Consider the following 14,324-nt stretch of genomic DNA (forward strand, 5'->3'; position numbering starts at 1 on the left):
AGAGCACCAGTCGCAGCAGGCCTTCGTGCACGACATCGATGTTGTCGTTGCGGCCAAGGCAGGTCAGCAGCCGCGACAGCGTGGCTTGAGACGGCCTGTCCTGCGCCAGGGGCATCGTCCCGCGCGCATCGCTGCAGGCCAGCTGCCAGAGCGGATCACGGCGCAGCGTGTCGGTATCGCTGAGGTCGATCCAGCCCATCGCACGCTGCAGCACCAGGGTACGCAACTGGCTGGCCAGCGAATGAAGGATGCGCAGCGGGTGGCGTCGATCGACCAGATTGTCTTCCAGCGCCTCAATCACGCCGCTGTTGTCGAGGGCCTCACGCAACAGCAGAGCGCCGCTGTCGCTGGTAGTGCGCTGGCCGCTCAGCTCAACACGGACAGCGCCGTTGCATGAGGGCGTCCAGGTGGATAGGCTTTCACCCATAGCGGATGGCTCTCTTGGTTCAGATTCTTGGCGGAACACACTGAATTTTCAAGAGAATACCATCCGCTATCTTCGTTTTCAGGTCGGCCTCATGAATAAGGCGGGCTGACAATTACCAAACTGTTGACCGACATCATGGGGGGGGATCTCCAGGTAGTTAGCACGCCGGGAAGCGGAAGTGAATTTCGGCTTTCGGTAATGCTTTCAAGCATCGAGCCCTTGGAGCTTGTTCGGTCACCCAGTCAAATCGTTAAAGGGTATAAAGGTGAGCGCCGAACTCTATTGGTAATTGATGATGACCCCTCTCACAGGGGCTTGATTAGCGACATGCTGACACCGCTTGGCTTCACCCTGTTGGAAGCACCCGATGGAATCACCAGCTTGCCACTGGCCAATCACTCCCAACCCGACCTGATACTGCTGGATATCGCTATGCCGCATACCGACGGATGGCAAACCGCACGACTGCTCCGCCAACAAGGGTTTCAGGGGCCTATTGTGATGCTCTCCGCTAACGCACGGGAGAGCCAATTGAACGCACTTGGAGAAGGGCTACACAACGACTACTTGATCAAGCCATTCAAGCAAGGCGCCTTACTCGATACCCTAGCGCGGCAGCTACAGCTGCAATGGCAGCATCAAGCTAACACCTTGAGCTCGGCAGCTACTGTATTGGACAGACCAGCGACGTTTTCGCTGACTGACTCAATGTCGGGTTCAACAACGGTTTCAACGACAATGCCTACTCATATAGAGGCCTCCCTGCGTGAGGAAATGCTGGCGCTGGCCGACATCGGTCATTTAAGTGGTTTACGTAGCTGCTTAAGCACTGCCCAAGTCGACGGACGTATTAGCCCTTCATTGTCGGAGGAATTAGAAAGTGCTTTAGATCGTTTTAACTTTCACCAAATCTCACATTTGTTGAAGAAATCGCTATGACAACAATTGAGCGCAAGGATGTAGTGTTAGTAGTAGATGACTCCGCCGATTCCCTAGGCATGATCCACCAAGCCTTAGAGCAGTCAGGACTGACAGCATTAGTGGCGATGGGCGGAGAGCAGGCAATCTCCATTGCCGAAAAAATGACCCCGGATTTAATTCTGATGGATGCCTTAATGCCAGCAATGGATGGTTTCGAGGCGTGTCGTGCGTTGAAGTTACACCCCGCCTTAGCCAACGTTCCCGTCATATTTATGACCGGGCTCACCGATACTGAAGACGTGGTGCGTGGGCTTGAAGCGGGTGGCGTGGACTATATGACCAAACCTATTCGGCCAAAGGAGTTGGTGGCGCGCATTCGCGTGCATCTCAACAATGCCCGCCTGGCCCAAAGCACTCAGACAGCCCTGGATAAGCTGGGGCAAGCCTCTTTCGCAACAGATAGACAAGGTAGATGGCTATGGGGTACGCCCCAAGCAGAAGAGTGGATCAACATTACTGAAGAAAATTTGGCCAAACCACACGAAGAGCTTGCCGAGCACATCCGACGCTGGCTAAACCGACTACCGCGAAGCGGCGATCAGTTAGCCCTGCCGCTGCCTCATAACGCCTTAAGATTGAGATATTTGGGTGAATCAGTTACCAATGAGCACTTATTCCGCTTGTTACATCAAGAAGGAGATAGCGAAAGCCTGCTATTACAAAAGCAGCTGCGGCTTACAAAGCGTGAATCACAAGTGCTGCTCTGGATCGCCCAAGGCAAAACAAATCGTGAAATAGGCCAAATCCTCGAACTCAGCCCGCGCACGGTCAATAAACATTTAGAGCAAATCTTTCGCAAACTAGGGGTGGAAAACCGCACCTCTGCCGCCGCGATGGTATTCCAATGTTTAATTAACATTTAACAAAAGCTTAATTCAACACTCTCACACAGCCACCGTCATCCCTTACGCTCGATATCCACATCGCTGGCTTGGGTAAAGTCATCCAGCACCATCATGTGGCCGAGCTTGCCCGCTTTGGTGGAGAGGTACTGTTCGTTGTGGGGGTTTAAACCGGTGGTAATGGGCAGACGCTCGACGACGTTCACGCCGTCGCGGGTTAGCGCATCCACCTTGCGGGGGTTGTTGGTCATCAGCTTGAGCGCGGTAATGCCCAAGTGGTTGAGCATCGGCACGCAGAGGTCGTAGCGGCGCATGTCGGCGCCAAAGCCGAGCTGCTCGTTGGCTTCTACGGTATCGGCGCCCTGGTCCTGCAGATGATAGGCGCGAATTTTATTGAGCAGGCCAATGCCACGCCCTTCCTGTCGTAAATAGAGCAGCACGCCGCGCCCCTCTTCGGCAATACGCTTTAGCGCTTCTTGCAGCTGGTAGCCGCAGTCGCAGCGCATCGAGAATAGCGCATCGCCGGTTAAGCACTCAGAGTGCACGCGCCCTAACACCGGCTCGCCGCCGCTCACATCGCCCAACGTTAGGGCGATATGGTCTTTACCCGTGGCGTCGTCTTCGAAGCCATGCATGGTGAATGTGGCCCAGGGAGTGGGCAGCCGAGAGGCAGCAATGAAGCGAATGGTCACAGGGTTCCTCGCTGATTAACCAAACCAGTTAACCACACCAGTGTTGGCGAAGTGGGCGGACAGTTTACCAGGAAGCCGCGCAGGCCTCACGGTCTTAGCGGGGTGCGACGATTTTTGCCACGGTTTGCGCCGCCACCCCCGGCTATCTTCACGTACAATTCCTATCTTCAGGTACGATGACTCCCTTACAATGCGGGCAAATTTCTCAAGAGCAAGTGTTTATGACCACCACACCTTTGCAAAACGACCGTTTTCTTCGCGCGCTGGCTCGCCAGCCCGTTGACCGCACTCCGGTGTGGATGATGCGCCAAGCCGGCCGCTATCTGCCGGAGTACCGCGCCAGCCGCGCCAACGCAGGCAGCTTTATGGACCTGTGCCGCAATCATGACTTGGCTTGCGAAGTGACCCTGCAGCCGCTGGAGCGCTACCCGCTCGACGCTGCGATTCTGTTTTCGGATATTTTGACCATCCCCGATGCCATGGGGCTGGGCCTCTACTTCGAAACCGGTGAAGGCCCCAAATTCAGAAAAACCGTCCGCACACCGGAAGAAGTCGCTGCGCTGACGGTGCCAAACGCCGAGCGCGACCTGGACTACGTGATGCGGGCGGTATCCACGATTCGCCGCGAGCTGAACGGCCGCATGCCACTGATCGGCTTCTCCGGCAGCCCCTGGACGCTGGCAACGTATATGGTTGAAGGCGGTTCCAGCAAAGACTTCCGTCACTTAAAAACCATGCTGTATGACACGCCGGACACCATGCACCAGCTGCTGGACACCCTGGCACAAGCGGTCACCGACTACCTGAATGCCCAGATCCGCGCCGGTGCCCAGGCGGTACAGATTTTTGATACCTGGGGCGGCGCGCTCTCCACGCCTGCTTATTTAGAGTTCTCGCTGCGCTATATGGAGCAGATCGTCTCTGGGCTGATCCGTGAACATGATGGCCGCCGCGTGCCGGTGATCCTGTTCACCAAAAACGGCGGCCAGTGGCTTGAACACATTGCTTGCGCCGGTGCCGACGCGCTGGGTATCGACTGGTCGACCGAGCTTTCTGACGCTCGCGCCCGCGTAGGCCATAAAGTCGCCCTGCAGGGTAATTTAGACCCCAACGTGCTGTTTGCTCGCCCTTCGGCCATTCGCGCCGAAGTGGCCCGCGTGCTGGAGAGTTACGGCCACGGCCCAGGCCACGTGTTCAACTTGGGCCACGGCATCAGCCAGTTCACCAACCCTGATCACGTCACCGCCTTTATGGAGGCGCTGCACGACTTAAGCCCGCAGTACCATCAGGGCATTCCGACTCAAACGAACGACTCATGCCCAGGAGCCAAGCAATGAGCGACCTACGCGACGAGCAGTGGTTTACCGAAGTCTTTGATAGCCACGGCAGCGCTTTCTCGCTGAAAGTTTCTGAAAAACTGCTGGATGTGCAAAGCCCTTACCAGCACCTGGAAGTGTACGCCACCGAAACCTACGGCAACCTGATGGTGCTGGATGGCTGCGTGATGCTCACCGACCGCGACAACTTCCTGTATCACGAAATGATCGCCCACCCGGCGCTATTCACCCATCAGGACCCCAAGCGCGTGGTCATCATTGGTGGCGGCGACTGCGGCACCTTGAAAGAAGTGCTGCGCCATCCGGACGTCGAGAAGGTCACCCAGATCGATATCGATGAAGAAGTGACCAAGGCCTCCGAGCGCTTTTTCCCGTCATTAGTAGAAGCCAACGGCGACCCCCGCGCCGAGCTGCTGTTTGCCGACGGCGTGAAATGGGTCGACGACGCCGCCGACGAGAGCATCGACGTGCTGATCATCGACTCCACCGACCCGGTTGGCCCTGCAGAAGGCTTGTTCAAAACCGACTTTTTGAAGCGCTGCCACCGCATTCTGAAAAGCGGCGGTGTGATGGTTCAGCAGAGCGAGTCGCCGCTGTATCACAGCGGCTCGATTATCCGCGAGCTGCGTAACGACATGCGCGAAGCAGGCTTTGATAGCGTCGCCACCCTGCCCTTCCCCCAGCCGGTGTACCCTTCCGGCTGGTGGAGCGTGACGCTGGCAGGCAAAAGCACCAACGTTGAAAGCTTCCGTGAAGAGGCTGCCGCCAGCCACGAAATGCCGCTACAGTACTACACAGTAGATGCCCACCGTGGTGCCCTGGCGCTGCCGCCCTTTATGCGTAAAGCGTTCGCATAACCTCGCGGTTCCGCTATGTATCAGGCCGGGCTCTGCTCGGCCTTTTTTATGCGCAAGTATTGCTGCGCTCAACGTTAAGGAATAACAAATGAACACCACGCGTTGGTTAGGATTGGGAATCACTCTATTAGCCCCGACCCTCTGGGTACCTGCCACGGCCATGGCCGATACCCTTGAGGCTGTTCAAGAGCGCGACAGCGTGCGCTGCGGCGTTAACGCCGCCCAGCCCGGCTTCTCATCGCTGGACGATAACGACCAATACCGCGGCCTGGACACCGATGTGTGCCGCGCCATTGCCGCTGCCGCGCTAGGTGATGCCAGCAAAGTCAATTTCGTACCGTTAGACTCGGTGGAGCGTTTTGCCGCGCTGCAGTCTGGCGAGGTGGACGTGCTCTCCCGCACCACCACCTGGACCTCTAGCCGCGACACCACGCTAGGGATGAACTTCACTGGCGTCAGCTACTACGACGGCCAGGCGTTTATGGTGGCCAGCGACCTCGGCGTACAGAGCGCCAAAGAACTGGATGGGGCGGCTATTTGCACTCAGTCAGGCACCACCAGCGAACTAAACCTTTCCGACTACTTCCGCATTAACAACATGACCTATGATGCGGTGGTGTTTGATTCACCTGAACAGTCGATTGCAGGCTTCGAAGCAGGCCGCTGCGACGTATTGAGCTCGGATGCCTCGCAGCTCTATGCCCAGCGCATTCAACTGGCCGACCCCAATATGGCCGTGGTACTACCGGAGATCATCTCCAAAGAGCCGCTTGGCCCAGCAGTGCGCCAAGGCGATGACCAGTGGTTCAACATCGTGAAGTGGTCGCTGTTTGCCATGCTGAATGCCGAAGAGCTGGGCGTCAGTCAAGCCAACGTGGATGAGCAGCTAAGCTCAGAAAACCCCGATGTGATGCGCCTACTTGGGCAAGATGGCGATTTTGGTGAAGCCATGGGCCTTTCGTCAGACTGGGCTTACCAAATCGTCAAACAGGTGGGTAACTATGCGGACATTTATGACCGTAACGTGGGCGCGGACTCTGATTTCAACATTGCGCGCGGCCTGAACGCTCTGTGGAAAGATGGCGGCATTCAGTACGCGCCACCTATTCGCTGACACGCTAGGCGACTAGCCACCGACCTCCGCCAGCGGCTGCGCACCAAAAAAGCGCAACGCGTAGCTGCTGACCTACTTTTTTGCACCACTACCTTCGTCAAATTCGCTGATTTTACGTTGAAAAGCGCTGAATTTGACGGCATATCTTTCTTGGCACCTTCCTTGCTAGCTTTTAATGATGCATCACCATGCATAATGACATTAAATCGAGGAAGGGGAACAAACATGATTAATAAGAAACACCTGGTACTGCTCGCCTCAGCGGGTGCCATCTCCCTCGCCGGTATCGCCACCGCACAAGCCAATACGTTAGAAGATACCCGCGCGCGCGGTGCTGTACAGTGTGGCGTTAGCGACGGCCTACCAGGTTTTTCCGCCCCAGATGATAGCGGTAACTGGCAGGGCCTCGACGTTGACGTATGTCGCGCCGTTGCTGCAGCGGTACTGGGCGACGCGGATGCCGTCAACTACATCTCCCTGAATGCTGTTGAGCGTTTCACCGCGCTGCAGTCTGGCGAAGTGGATGTACTGTCCCGTAACACCACTTGGACCACTACCCGTGACACCACCTTGGGCCTGAACTTCACCGGCGTTACCTTCTACGACGGTATCGGCTTCATGGTGAACAAGGATTTAGGTATTAGCAGCGCAGACGAACTCGATGGCGCCGCGATCTGTATCCAGTCTGGTACTACCACCGAGCTTAACGTCGCCGACTACTTCCGTGCCAATGGCATGGAGTTTGACCCCATCGTATTCGACACGTCTGAGCAAACCGTGGGCGGCTTCCAAGCTGGCCGCTGTGACGTGCTGACCTCCGACACTTCTCAGCTAGCGGCCTTACGCATCCAACTGGACGACCCCGCTTCTGCAATGATTCTGCCTGACATCATCTCCAAAGAGCCGCTGGGCCCAGTGGTACGTCAAGGCGACGATGAGTGGTTCAACATCGTAAAATGGTCGCTGTTCGCCATGATCAACGGTGAAGAGTATGGCATTACCAGCGAAAACGTTGACGAGATGCTCAACTCAGACAACCCGGATATTGCTCGCCTGCTGGGTCAGGACGGCAACTACGGTGAAGGTATGGGCTTAGAAGCCGACTGGGCTTACAACATTCTGAGCCAGGTAGGTAACTACGGCGAAAGCTTCGAGCGCAACGTAGGCATGGGCTCACCGCTGGAAATTGAGCGTGGTATTAACGCTCTGTGGACCCAAGGCGGCATTCAGTACGCACCGCCGATTCGCTAAGCGTCTCGCTTGACCCCGGCCCGTCGCTCCCTCTTAACAGGGAATGGCGGGCCATCTGATTGACCTGCCGTATCGCGGAGACGCCATCCATGTCTGTAAGACCTAATGCTCGCCCGGCTGGCCACAAGCCACCGTTTTGGCGAGACCGCGCCAAGCGTGCGCTCATTTTCCAGTGTCTATTGATTGCCGCTGTCATTGTGTTTCTGTTCTATATTGTCGGCAATGTTCAAGACAACTTATCCTCACGGGGTATCACCACCGGCTTTGGTTTCCTAAACAATACCGCCGGTTTTGGGATCGTGCAGAGTCTGATCGACTACTCCTCCCAAAGCACCTATGGCCGCACCTTCTTCGTGGGCCTGCTGAATACGCTGCTGGTGGGTGGGTTAGGCGTTATTGCAGCCACTATCATTGGCTTTATCGTCGGTATCGCTCGTCTATCGCCCAACTGGCTGATCGCCAAGCTAGCCGCCGCGTATATCGAAACCTTTCGTAACATTCCGCTGCTGCTGCAGATTTTCTTTTGGTACTTTGCCGTGCTGCGGGCGCTCCCCAGCGCTCGAGAAAGCCTTGCGTTCGGCGAGGCCGTGTTTCTTAACGTACGCGGGCTTTATCTACCTGAGCCGCTATTCGAATCGGGCTTTGGGCTGATTCCTGTCACCTTCGTGATCGCCATCGCGGCCAGTATTGCGCTGGTGATATGGGCAAAACGCCGCCAGGAAGCCACGGGGCAGCGAATTCCCGCTTACTGGATCTCCTTTGCACTGATCTTTGGGCTGCCCCTGTTGGTCATGTTGGCCACTGGCGTCCCCATTACTTGGGAAATGCCCGAGCTGCGTGGCTTCAACTTCCGCGGCGGCATCACGGTAATTCCTGAGTTTCTGGCGCTGTGGTTCGCACTCTCGATCTACACGGCGTCATTCATTGCCGAGATCGTGCGCTCCGGCATTCAGGCCATTTCTCATGGCCAAACCGAAGCGGCGCAGGCACTGAGCCTGCCGCGCAACCTGGTGCTGCGCCTCGTCATCATTCCTCAAGCATTGCGGGTCATCATCCCCCCGCTCACCAGCCAATACCTGAATTTGATCAAAAACTCGTCGCTGGCCACGGCCATTGGCTATCCGGACCTCGTGTCGGTGTTTGCGGGCACCACACTGAATCAGACGGGCCAGGCCATCGAGGTCATTGCGATGACCATGGCGGTGTATCTGACGATCAGCCTGCTGGTGTCGATGTTCATGAACTGGTTCAACGCCCGCGTGGCGCTGGTTGAACGCTAGGCTGAGGCGAGGAGCCACACATGATTCATAATCAAACGATGATCGAACAGCGGCCAGCGCCCAGCAACTCCGTTGGCGCGATTGCTTGGCTGCGAACGAACCTATTCAACGGGCCGATCAATACGATTTTCACGTTAATCGGCCTCTATATCCTCTATCTGCTCGTCGTGCCTACCGTGCAGTGGGCGTTCATCAACGCCGATTGGGTAGGCACCACACGCGACGACTGCTCACGGGAAGGCGCCTGCTGGGTATTTATCAACGCACGTTTATCCCAGTTTATTTACGGCCTTTACCCCAGCGAGGAGACCTGGCGCGCCAATATCGTGTTCGCCATGTTCTTTTCGCTGATTGGCTGGCTGGCGATTCCCAAGCTGCCTTTCAAGCGCTGGGTGGCCATCTTTGCGCTGGTGGCATTCCCCATTATTTCGTTCGTACTGCTTTACGGCGGCTACTTTGACCTTCCCCAAGTGCCTACCCACCGCTGGGGTGGCCTGATGCTGACGCTACTGTTAGCCACGGTGGGCATGGTGGGCGCGCTGCCGATCGGTATTGTGCTGGCCCTGGGTCGGCGCTCTAACATGCCCATCGTCAAAAGCTTTTGCGTGGTGTTTATCGAGTTCTGGCGCGGCGTGCCGCTGATCACCGTGCTGTTTATGGCCTCGGTCATGCTGCCGCTGTTCCTGCCCTCCGATATGAGCGTTGACCGCCTAGTGCGTGCCCTGATCGGCTTAACGCTGTTCCAGAGCGCCTATATGGCAGAGGTCATTCGTGGCGGCTTGCAGGCGATTCCAAAAGGCCAGGAAGAGGCAGCTGCCGCGCTCGGCATGACTTACTGGAAGCGCATGGGGCTGATCATTCTTCCCCAAGCGCTGAAGATGATGATTCCCGGCATCGTGAATACGTTTATCTCGCTGTTTAAAGACACCACCCTGGTCATGATTATCGGGCTCTTTGACCTTTTGGGGATCGTGCAAGCGGCACTGGCCGACTCACGCTGGTTAGGCTTCTCGTTGGAAGGTTACGTGTTTGCCGCCTTCATGTTCTGGATCTTCTGTTTCAGCATGTCGCGCTACAGTCAGTACCTAGAACGCAAGCTGCATACCGGCCACAAGCGCTAACGCCGCTTTTATCAACGATTTTTTAGCAGGATAGTGACATGACACAAGCAGCTTCCCATAACCCTGGCACCGGCACTTCGGATCTGATGGTCGAAATGCGCGGCGTCAACAAGTGGTACGGCGATTTTCACGTGCTGCGGGATATCTACCTGGAAGTGAAACGCGGCGAGCGGATCGTCATTTGCGGGCCTTCTGGCTCGGGCAAATCCACCATGATCCGCTGCATCAATCACCTAGAAGAGCACCAAAAAGGCGAGATCGTGGTGGGTGGCGTACCGCTCACTCAAGACGTCAAGCGCATCGAGCAAATTCGCCGCAGCGTCGGCATGGTATTCCAGCATTTCAACCTGTTCCCTCACCTCACCGTGCTGGAGAACTGCTGTATTGCCCCGATGTGGGTACAGAAGAAGCCCCGCAAAGAGGCCGAAGCCATGGCCATGCAGTATCTGGAGCGGGTACGTATTGCCGAGCAGGCCAAGAAGTATCCCGGCCAGCTCTCCGGCGGCCAGCAGCAGCGGGTAGCGATTGCCCGCTCGCTGTGCATGCATCCAGACGTGATGCTGTTTGACGAGCCCACCTCGGCCCTTGACCCGGAGATGATCAAGGAAGTACTGGACGTGATGATCGAACTGGCCGAAGAGGGCATGACCATGCTCTGCGTGACCCATGAAATGGGCTTCGCCAAGACCGTGGCCGACCGCGTGATCTTCATGGACCAGGGGCAGATCATCGAAGAAAACGCGCCGGAGCCGTTCTTCAACAACCCGCAGTCCGAGCGCACCCAGCTCTTCTTGAGCCAGATTCTGGGGCATTGATTCGACTGCCAGCACGTCAAATGCGTAACGTGGGCCTCTGCTGAGGCCCATTTTCATGGCCCTTCTGAATACCCCACATCACACCAGAGAGTCATCATGGAAAAACTGTTCATCGACCGCGCCCCACAGCCCATTGCGCCGTTCTCTCACGCCTGCCGCGTGGGCGACCTGGTGTTCATCACCGGCCAGATGCCGACCGTGCCGGAAACCAACGAAATGCTGCTGGGCACCTTTACCGAACAAACCCATCGAGTCATGCAGAACCTGGCCATCGTCCTGGAAGAGGTGGGCAGCAGCTTCGAGTACGTGGTGCAGTCACGGGTTTTCATTACCAACATGGGCCACTTCGATGAAGTGAACCAGGTCTACGCCAGCTACTTCGAGAAACCGCTCCCCACCCGTACCTGCATCGGCGTCACCGGCCTGGCAGGCGGTGCCGATGTGGAAGTCGACATGATTGCCTGGATTCCCCCCAAGTAAGGCGCCTAACCGCCTACCAGCGTGATGCTGGCCGGGGCCAGCGCGAGCTGCTCACGGTGCTGGGTCAATGGCTTGCCTGCCAGCGCCGTGAGCAGAATTTGTAACGGGTCACCGTGGCTCACCACCAGTACCGTTTCACCCTCAAAGCACTGCTCTAGCGCGTCCAATGCGGCGCACATCCGTGCAGCTACCCGGCTGACCGGCTCAACATGCCACTGGGTATGGTCTGCACTCTGCGCATCAAAGGCCCACACCTCTGGGTAATAGCTATCGGCCTGGCCTTCCAGCTCGCCAAAATGGCGCTCTCGTAAGCGCTCCTCTTGTTGCATTTCCAGCGCGAACGCCTTCGCCACTCTGGCGGCAGTGTGCGTGGTGCGTAAAAAATCTGAATGCACCACCCGCGTCGGCTCCGGCCAGCGCCACTGCGCCAGCACATCCAACAACTGCTGCTCACCCTCTTCAGAGAGCCTATAATTCGTAAGCCCCCGCTCGGGGGAGCTGATAATTTTCCGCTGCGCGTTAGCCTGGCTATGTCCATGGCGCATGAGTAAATAGCGATTTCGCCAATGATAATTTGTACGCAGTAAGTCCATTGTCATCTCTCAAAAACCGTGTTTGACCAAACACCGAACGCTTGCCATGGTTAAAGGGTAATCAACGACATGGAGGACGTACGACGATGACCACCTATATCGTGGTAGCTGACGCCGCCCGCGCACGTATTTTTACCCGTGACGCGCTCAATCTCGCCGAGCAAGAGAGCTTGGTACACGCAGCCGGCAGGCTGCATGAAGGTGACTTGATTACTGACCGCCGCGGGGCTGATGTCCATGAATCAACGTCAACGTCGTCGCGCTCATCTGGCGAAGAGGGGGCTGCCTCTCAGCATGAGAACGAGCTGTTTGCTAAAGAGGTCGCCCAACGCCTGTATAGCGCCCGCGTGAGTAACAGCATGGAAAAACTGATTATCGTCGCGCCGCCCAAGTTTTTAGGGCTACTGCGAGAAAAGCTTGATCCCCCTACCCAAAAGCTTGTGACGCACACGCTCTCAAAAGATCTTAGCAAGGCGTCGATGGCAGATATTCAAAGCGCCGTGAGCGATCTGCGCTAATCAAATCAACACTTTCTTACTCTTTTATTAAAGGCATGGTGGCTCTCGCCGATAGCTAACGTCGAACTCTAGTGTACGTGGCACCCGCGTACTAATTCCAAACGACGTTGAGAGCGACCATGTTTTCATCTCTGCGAGCCCGCATACTGCTAGCCGCACTCACTGCCACCACCCTTGCCTTGATCGTCAACGGTGTTGCCAGCTACTACACAGTCCAGCAGCACAATACCCAACAGGTAGCCCACAACCTAGACGCTGTAGTACGTGGTAACAGTAGCGCCCTACATGAGTGGATGGCATCCCGTAGCACCATGCTGAACGGCATGGAGGAAGCTATCTCCAGCAATGACCCACGTATTGCCTTGCGTCAGTTGACCACCTCTGGCGATTTTATGGCAACCTACCTGAGCTTGGCTGATAGCGGAGAGACCATTTTTTTCAACGGCTGGGAGCCACCCGCCGATTTTGACCCACGAGAGCGACCTTGGTACCAAGCCGCCGCTGCCGCGCAGGATACTATTGTCACCGCGCCGTATGTCGATGCCCAAAGCGGCGACTTAGTGGTGACCTTTGCCCGCCCGTTTTACCAAAATAACCAACTTCAGGCGGTAGTAGGTGCTGACGTCAATATTCGCGATATGATCGCGATCGTGCAAGACATCTCGCCTACTCCTTCAAGTTTTGGCTTTCTGACTACCGGCGATGGATCGCTAATCGCCCATCCCAACAGCGAGCTAGCGCTAGAGCCTACCACTGTTTTAAGCGATGAATTAAACGCCGCCTATATCGAGCAACTTGCTAACACCAAGCAGCCACAGCAGATGCAGTTAGAAGGAAGCAGTAAATTACTGCTGAGCCGCCCAATAGGCGGCAATAGCGACTGGCAGCTTGTGGTAGCACTGGATGAAGCGGAGGCCACCGCAGGACTACGCGCCATTGCCACCACATCTATTGTTACCCTATTGATCGTTGCAGCCATTACCGCTGTGGTATTTGGGCTGCTGCTGTCGCTATTGTTGCGCCGCCTGCTGGGGGTGCGCAACGCGATGGATAACATCGCCTCCGGCGAGGGCGACCTCACCCAGCGTCTGCCAGAAGAAGGCAACGACGAAGTCACTCAAATTGCTAGCGCCTTTAACCGCTTTGTTAACAAAATGGAGCACGTCTTAATCGATGTGCGCACCAGCAGCGAATCGGTGCACCACGCCGCTAACGAGATTGCCATGGGCGGCCAAGACCTCTCCCGCCGTACCGACAACGCGGCGTCTAGCCTGCAGCAAACCTCCGCATCGGTAGAGCAAATCACCAGCACCGTGCAGCACACGGCGGCCTCAGCACAGGAAGCCAACAAGCTCTCCCACGCGGCCACCGAAGTCGCGAAAGAGGGCGGTCAGGTGGTGTCGAACGTGGTCACCACCATGGAAGATATTTCCGACGCCTCCAACAAGATTGGCGAGATCGTCACGCTGATGAACAGCATTGCCTTCCAGACCAACCTGCTGGCGCTCAACGCCTCGGTAGAAGCAGCGCGGGCTGGCGAGCATGGCCGTGGCTTTGCCGTCGTGGCAGAGGAAGTGCGCAAACTGGCTGGCCGCAGCAGCGACGCGGCCAACGATATCCAGAAACTGATCGAAGACTCGCAAGCCAAGGTGAATAACGGCACCTCGTTGGTACGCAATGCGGGTCGCACGATGAAGGATATCGTAGACCACATCACCCGCGTAACCGACGTACTGGAAGAGATCAACGCTGCAACCAGCGAGCAAAGCGATGGCATCAAACAGGTCAACATCGCCGTGGCCGAGCTGGACCGGATGACCCAGGAAAACGCCGCTATGGTGGAAGAGTCCACCACCGCCGCCGAGCAGTTGAAAGAGCAGGCGGATCGCCTGACCGGCACGATCAGCAGTTTCAAACTCTCTAACGCGGCATCACCCGCGCTGCAAGCGCCGCAGGATCGCTTACCGCGCACGTCAGAGACCTTCTAAACGTCTCGTCTGCCACTCCTCCATGGCC

15 protein-coding genes are annotated in these 14,324 nt (G+C 56.7%); 12 read left to right on the forward strand and 3 right to left on the reverse strand.

Annotation, left to right across the window (positions count from 1 at the left end):
- Positions 1–427: transposase (locus L1249_RS08985; RefSeq protein WP_268825190.1), on the reverse strand; the 427-nt coding region annotated here is incomplete at its 3' end.
- Between the two features lie 198 nt (positions 428–625).
- Between L1249_RS08985 and L1249_RS08990 the strand changes: the two genes are divergently transcribed.
- Positions 626–1,366 (forward strand): response regulator, encoded by a 741-nt coding sequence (locus tag L1249_RS08990; protein WP_268825187.1) that lies wholly within the window; start codon positions 626–628, stop codon positions 1,364–1,366.
- Positions 1,363–2,271: a response regulator transcription factor gene (locus L1249_RS08995; RefSeq protein ID WP_172416670.1), complete on the forward strand. Its 909-nt coding sequence runs from the start codon at positions 1,363–1,365 to the stop codon at positions 2,269–2,271. The genes L1249_RS08990 and L1249_RS08995 overlap by 4 nt, the downstream gene beginning before the upstream one ends.
- 35 nt (positions 2,272–2,306) lie before the next feature.
- Here the strand turns inward: L1249_RS08995 and ribA are convergent, their stop codons facing one another.
- Positions 2,307–2,942, reverse strand: a complete 636-nt coding sequence (gene ribA / locus L1249_RS09000) for a GTP cyclohydrolase II (RefSeq protein WP_089674704.1) — start codon at positions 2,940–2,942, stop codon at positions 2,307–2,309.
- 221 nt (positions 2,943–3,163) lie between these two features.
- On the opposite strand from ribA, the gene hemE reads away from it, so the two are divergent.
- The 8 genes from hemE to L1249_RS09040 all read left to right on the forward strand — a co-directional run bounded on the left by hemE (position 3,164) and on the right by L1249_RS09040 (position 11,197).
- On the forward strand, positions 3,164–4,279 hold the full coding sequence (gene hemE / locus L1249_RS09005; RefSeq protein WP_235253521.1) for a uroporphyrinogen decarboxylase: 1,116 nt from the start codon (positions 3,164–3,166) through the stop codon (positions 4,277–4,279).
- Complete coding sequence (speE, locus tag L1249_RS09010; protein ID WP_235253522.1) at positions 4,276–5,136, forward strand: polyamine aminopropyltransferase; 861 nt, start codon at positions 4,276–4,278, stop codon at positions 5,134–5,136. The genes hemE and speE overlap by 4 nt, the downstream gene beginning before the upstream one ends.
- Positions 5,137–5,224: 88 nt before the next feature.
- A complete protein-coding gene (locus L1249_RS09015; RefSeq protein WP_089674702.1) occupies positions 5,225–6,250 on the forward strand; it encodes an amino acid ABC transporter substrate-binding protein in 1,026 nt (341 codons plus the stop codon).
- Between the two features lie 225 nt (positions 6,251–6,475).
- Positions 6,476–7,501, forward strand: a complete 1,026-nt coding sequence (locus tag L1249_RS09020) for an amino acid ABC transporter substrate-binding protein (protein WP_172416673.1) — start codon at positions 6,476–6,478, stop codon at positions 7,499–7,501.
- 89 nt (positions 7,502–7,590) lie between these two features.
- Complete coding sequence (locus L1249_RS09025) at positions 7,591–8,781, forward strand: amino acid ABC transporter permease (protein ID WP_235253523.1); 1,191 nt, start codon at positions 7,591–7,593, stop codon at positions 8,779–8,781.
- Positions 8,782–8,801: 20 nt separating this feature from the next.
- Entirely contained in the window at positions 8,802–9,902 is a 1,101-nt protein-coding gene (locus L1249_RS09030) for an amino acid ABC transporter permease (RefSeq protein WP_235253524.1), read from the forward strand.
- A gap of 86 nt (positions 9,903–9,988) precedes the next feature.
- Positions 9,989–10,717: an amino acid ABC transporter ATP-binding protein gene (locus tag L1249_RS09035; protein WP_139526244.1), complete on the forward strand. Its 729-nt coding sequence runs from the start codon at positions 9,989–9,991 to the stop codon at positions 10,715–10,717.
- 96 nt (positions 10,718–10,813) lie between these two features.
- Positions 10,814–11,197, forward strand: coding sequence for a RidA family protein (locus L1249_RS09040; protein WP_235253525.1), 384 nt, complete (start codon positions 10,814–10,816; stop codon positions 11,195–11,197).
- Positions 11,198–11,202: 5 nt separating this feature from the next.
- On the opposite strand, the gene L1249_RS09045 is transcribed toward L1249_RS09040, so the two are convergent.
- The gene (locus L1249_RS09045) at positions 11,203–11,796 is read right to left on the reverse strand and encodes a histidine phosphatase family protein (RefSeq protein ID WP_235253527.1); all 594 of its coding nucleotides are present in this window, start codon (positions 11,794–11,796) and stop codon (positions 11,203–11,205) included.
- Positions 11,797–11,876: 80 nt separating this feature from the next.
- Here L1249_RS09045 and L1249_RS09050 point away from each other — a divergent pair, with 80 nt between their 5' ends.
- A complete protein-coding gene (locus tag L1249_RS09050; RefSeq protein ID WP_235253528.1) occupies positions 11,877–12,308 on the forward strand; it encodes a host attachment protein in 432 nt (143 codons plus the stop codon).
- 119 nt (positions 12,309–12,427) lie between these two features.
- Positions 12,428–14,296: a methyl-accepting chemotaxis protein gene (locus L1249_RS09055; protein ID WP_235253529.1), complete on the forward strand. Its 1,869-nt coding sequence runs from the start codon at positions 12,428–12,430 to the stop codon at positions 14,294–14,296.
- The last annotated feature ends 28 nt before the right edge of the window (positions 14,297–14,324 follow it).

This window comes from Halomonas sp. Cn5-12 (genome assembly GCF_021532545.1).
In the GTDB taxonomy this organism is placed as follows: domain Bacteria; phylum Pseudomonadota; class Gammaproteobacteria; order Pseudomonadales; family Halomonadaceae; genus Vreelandella; species Vreelandella aquamarina.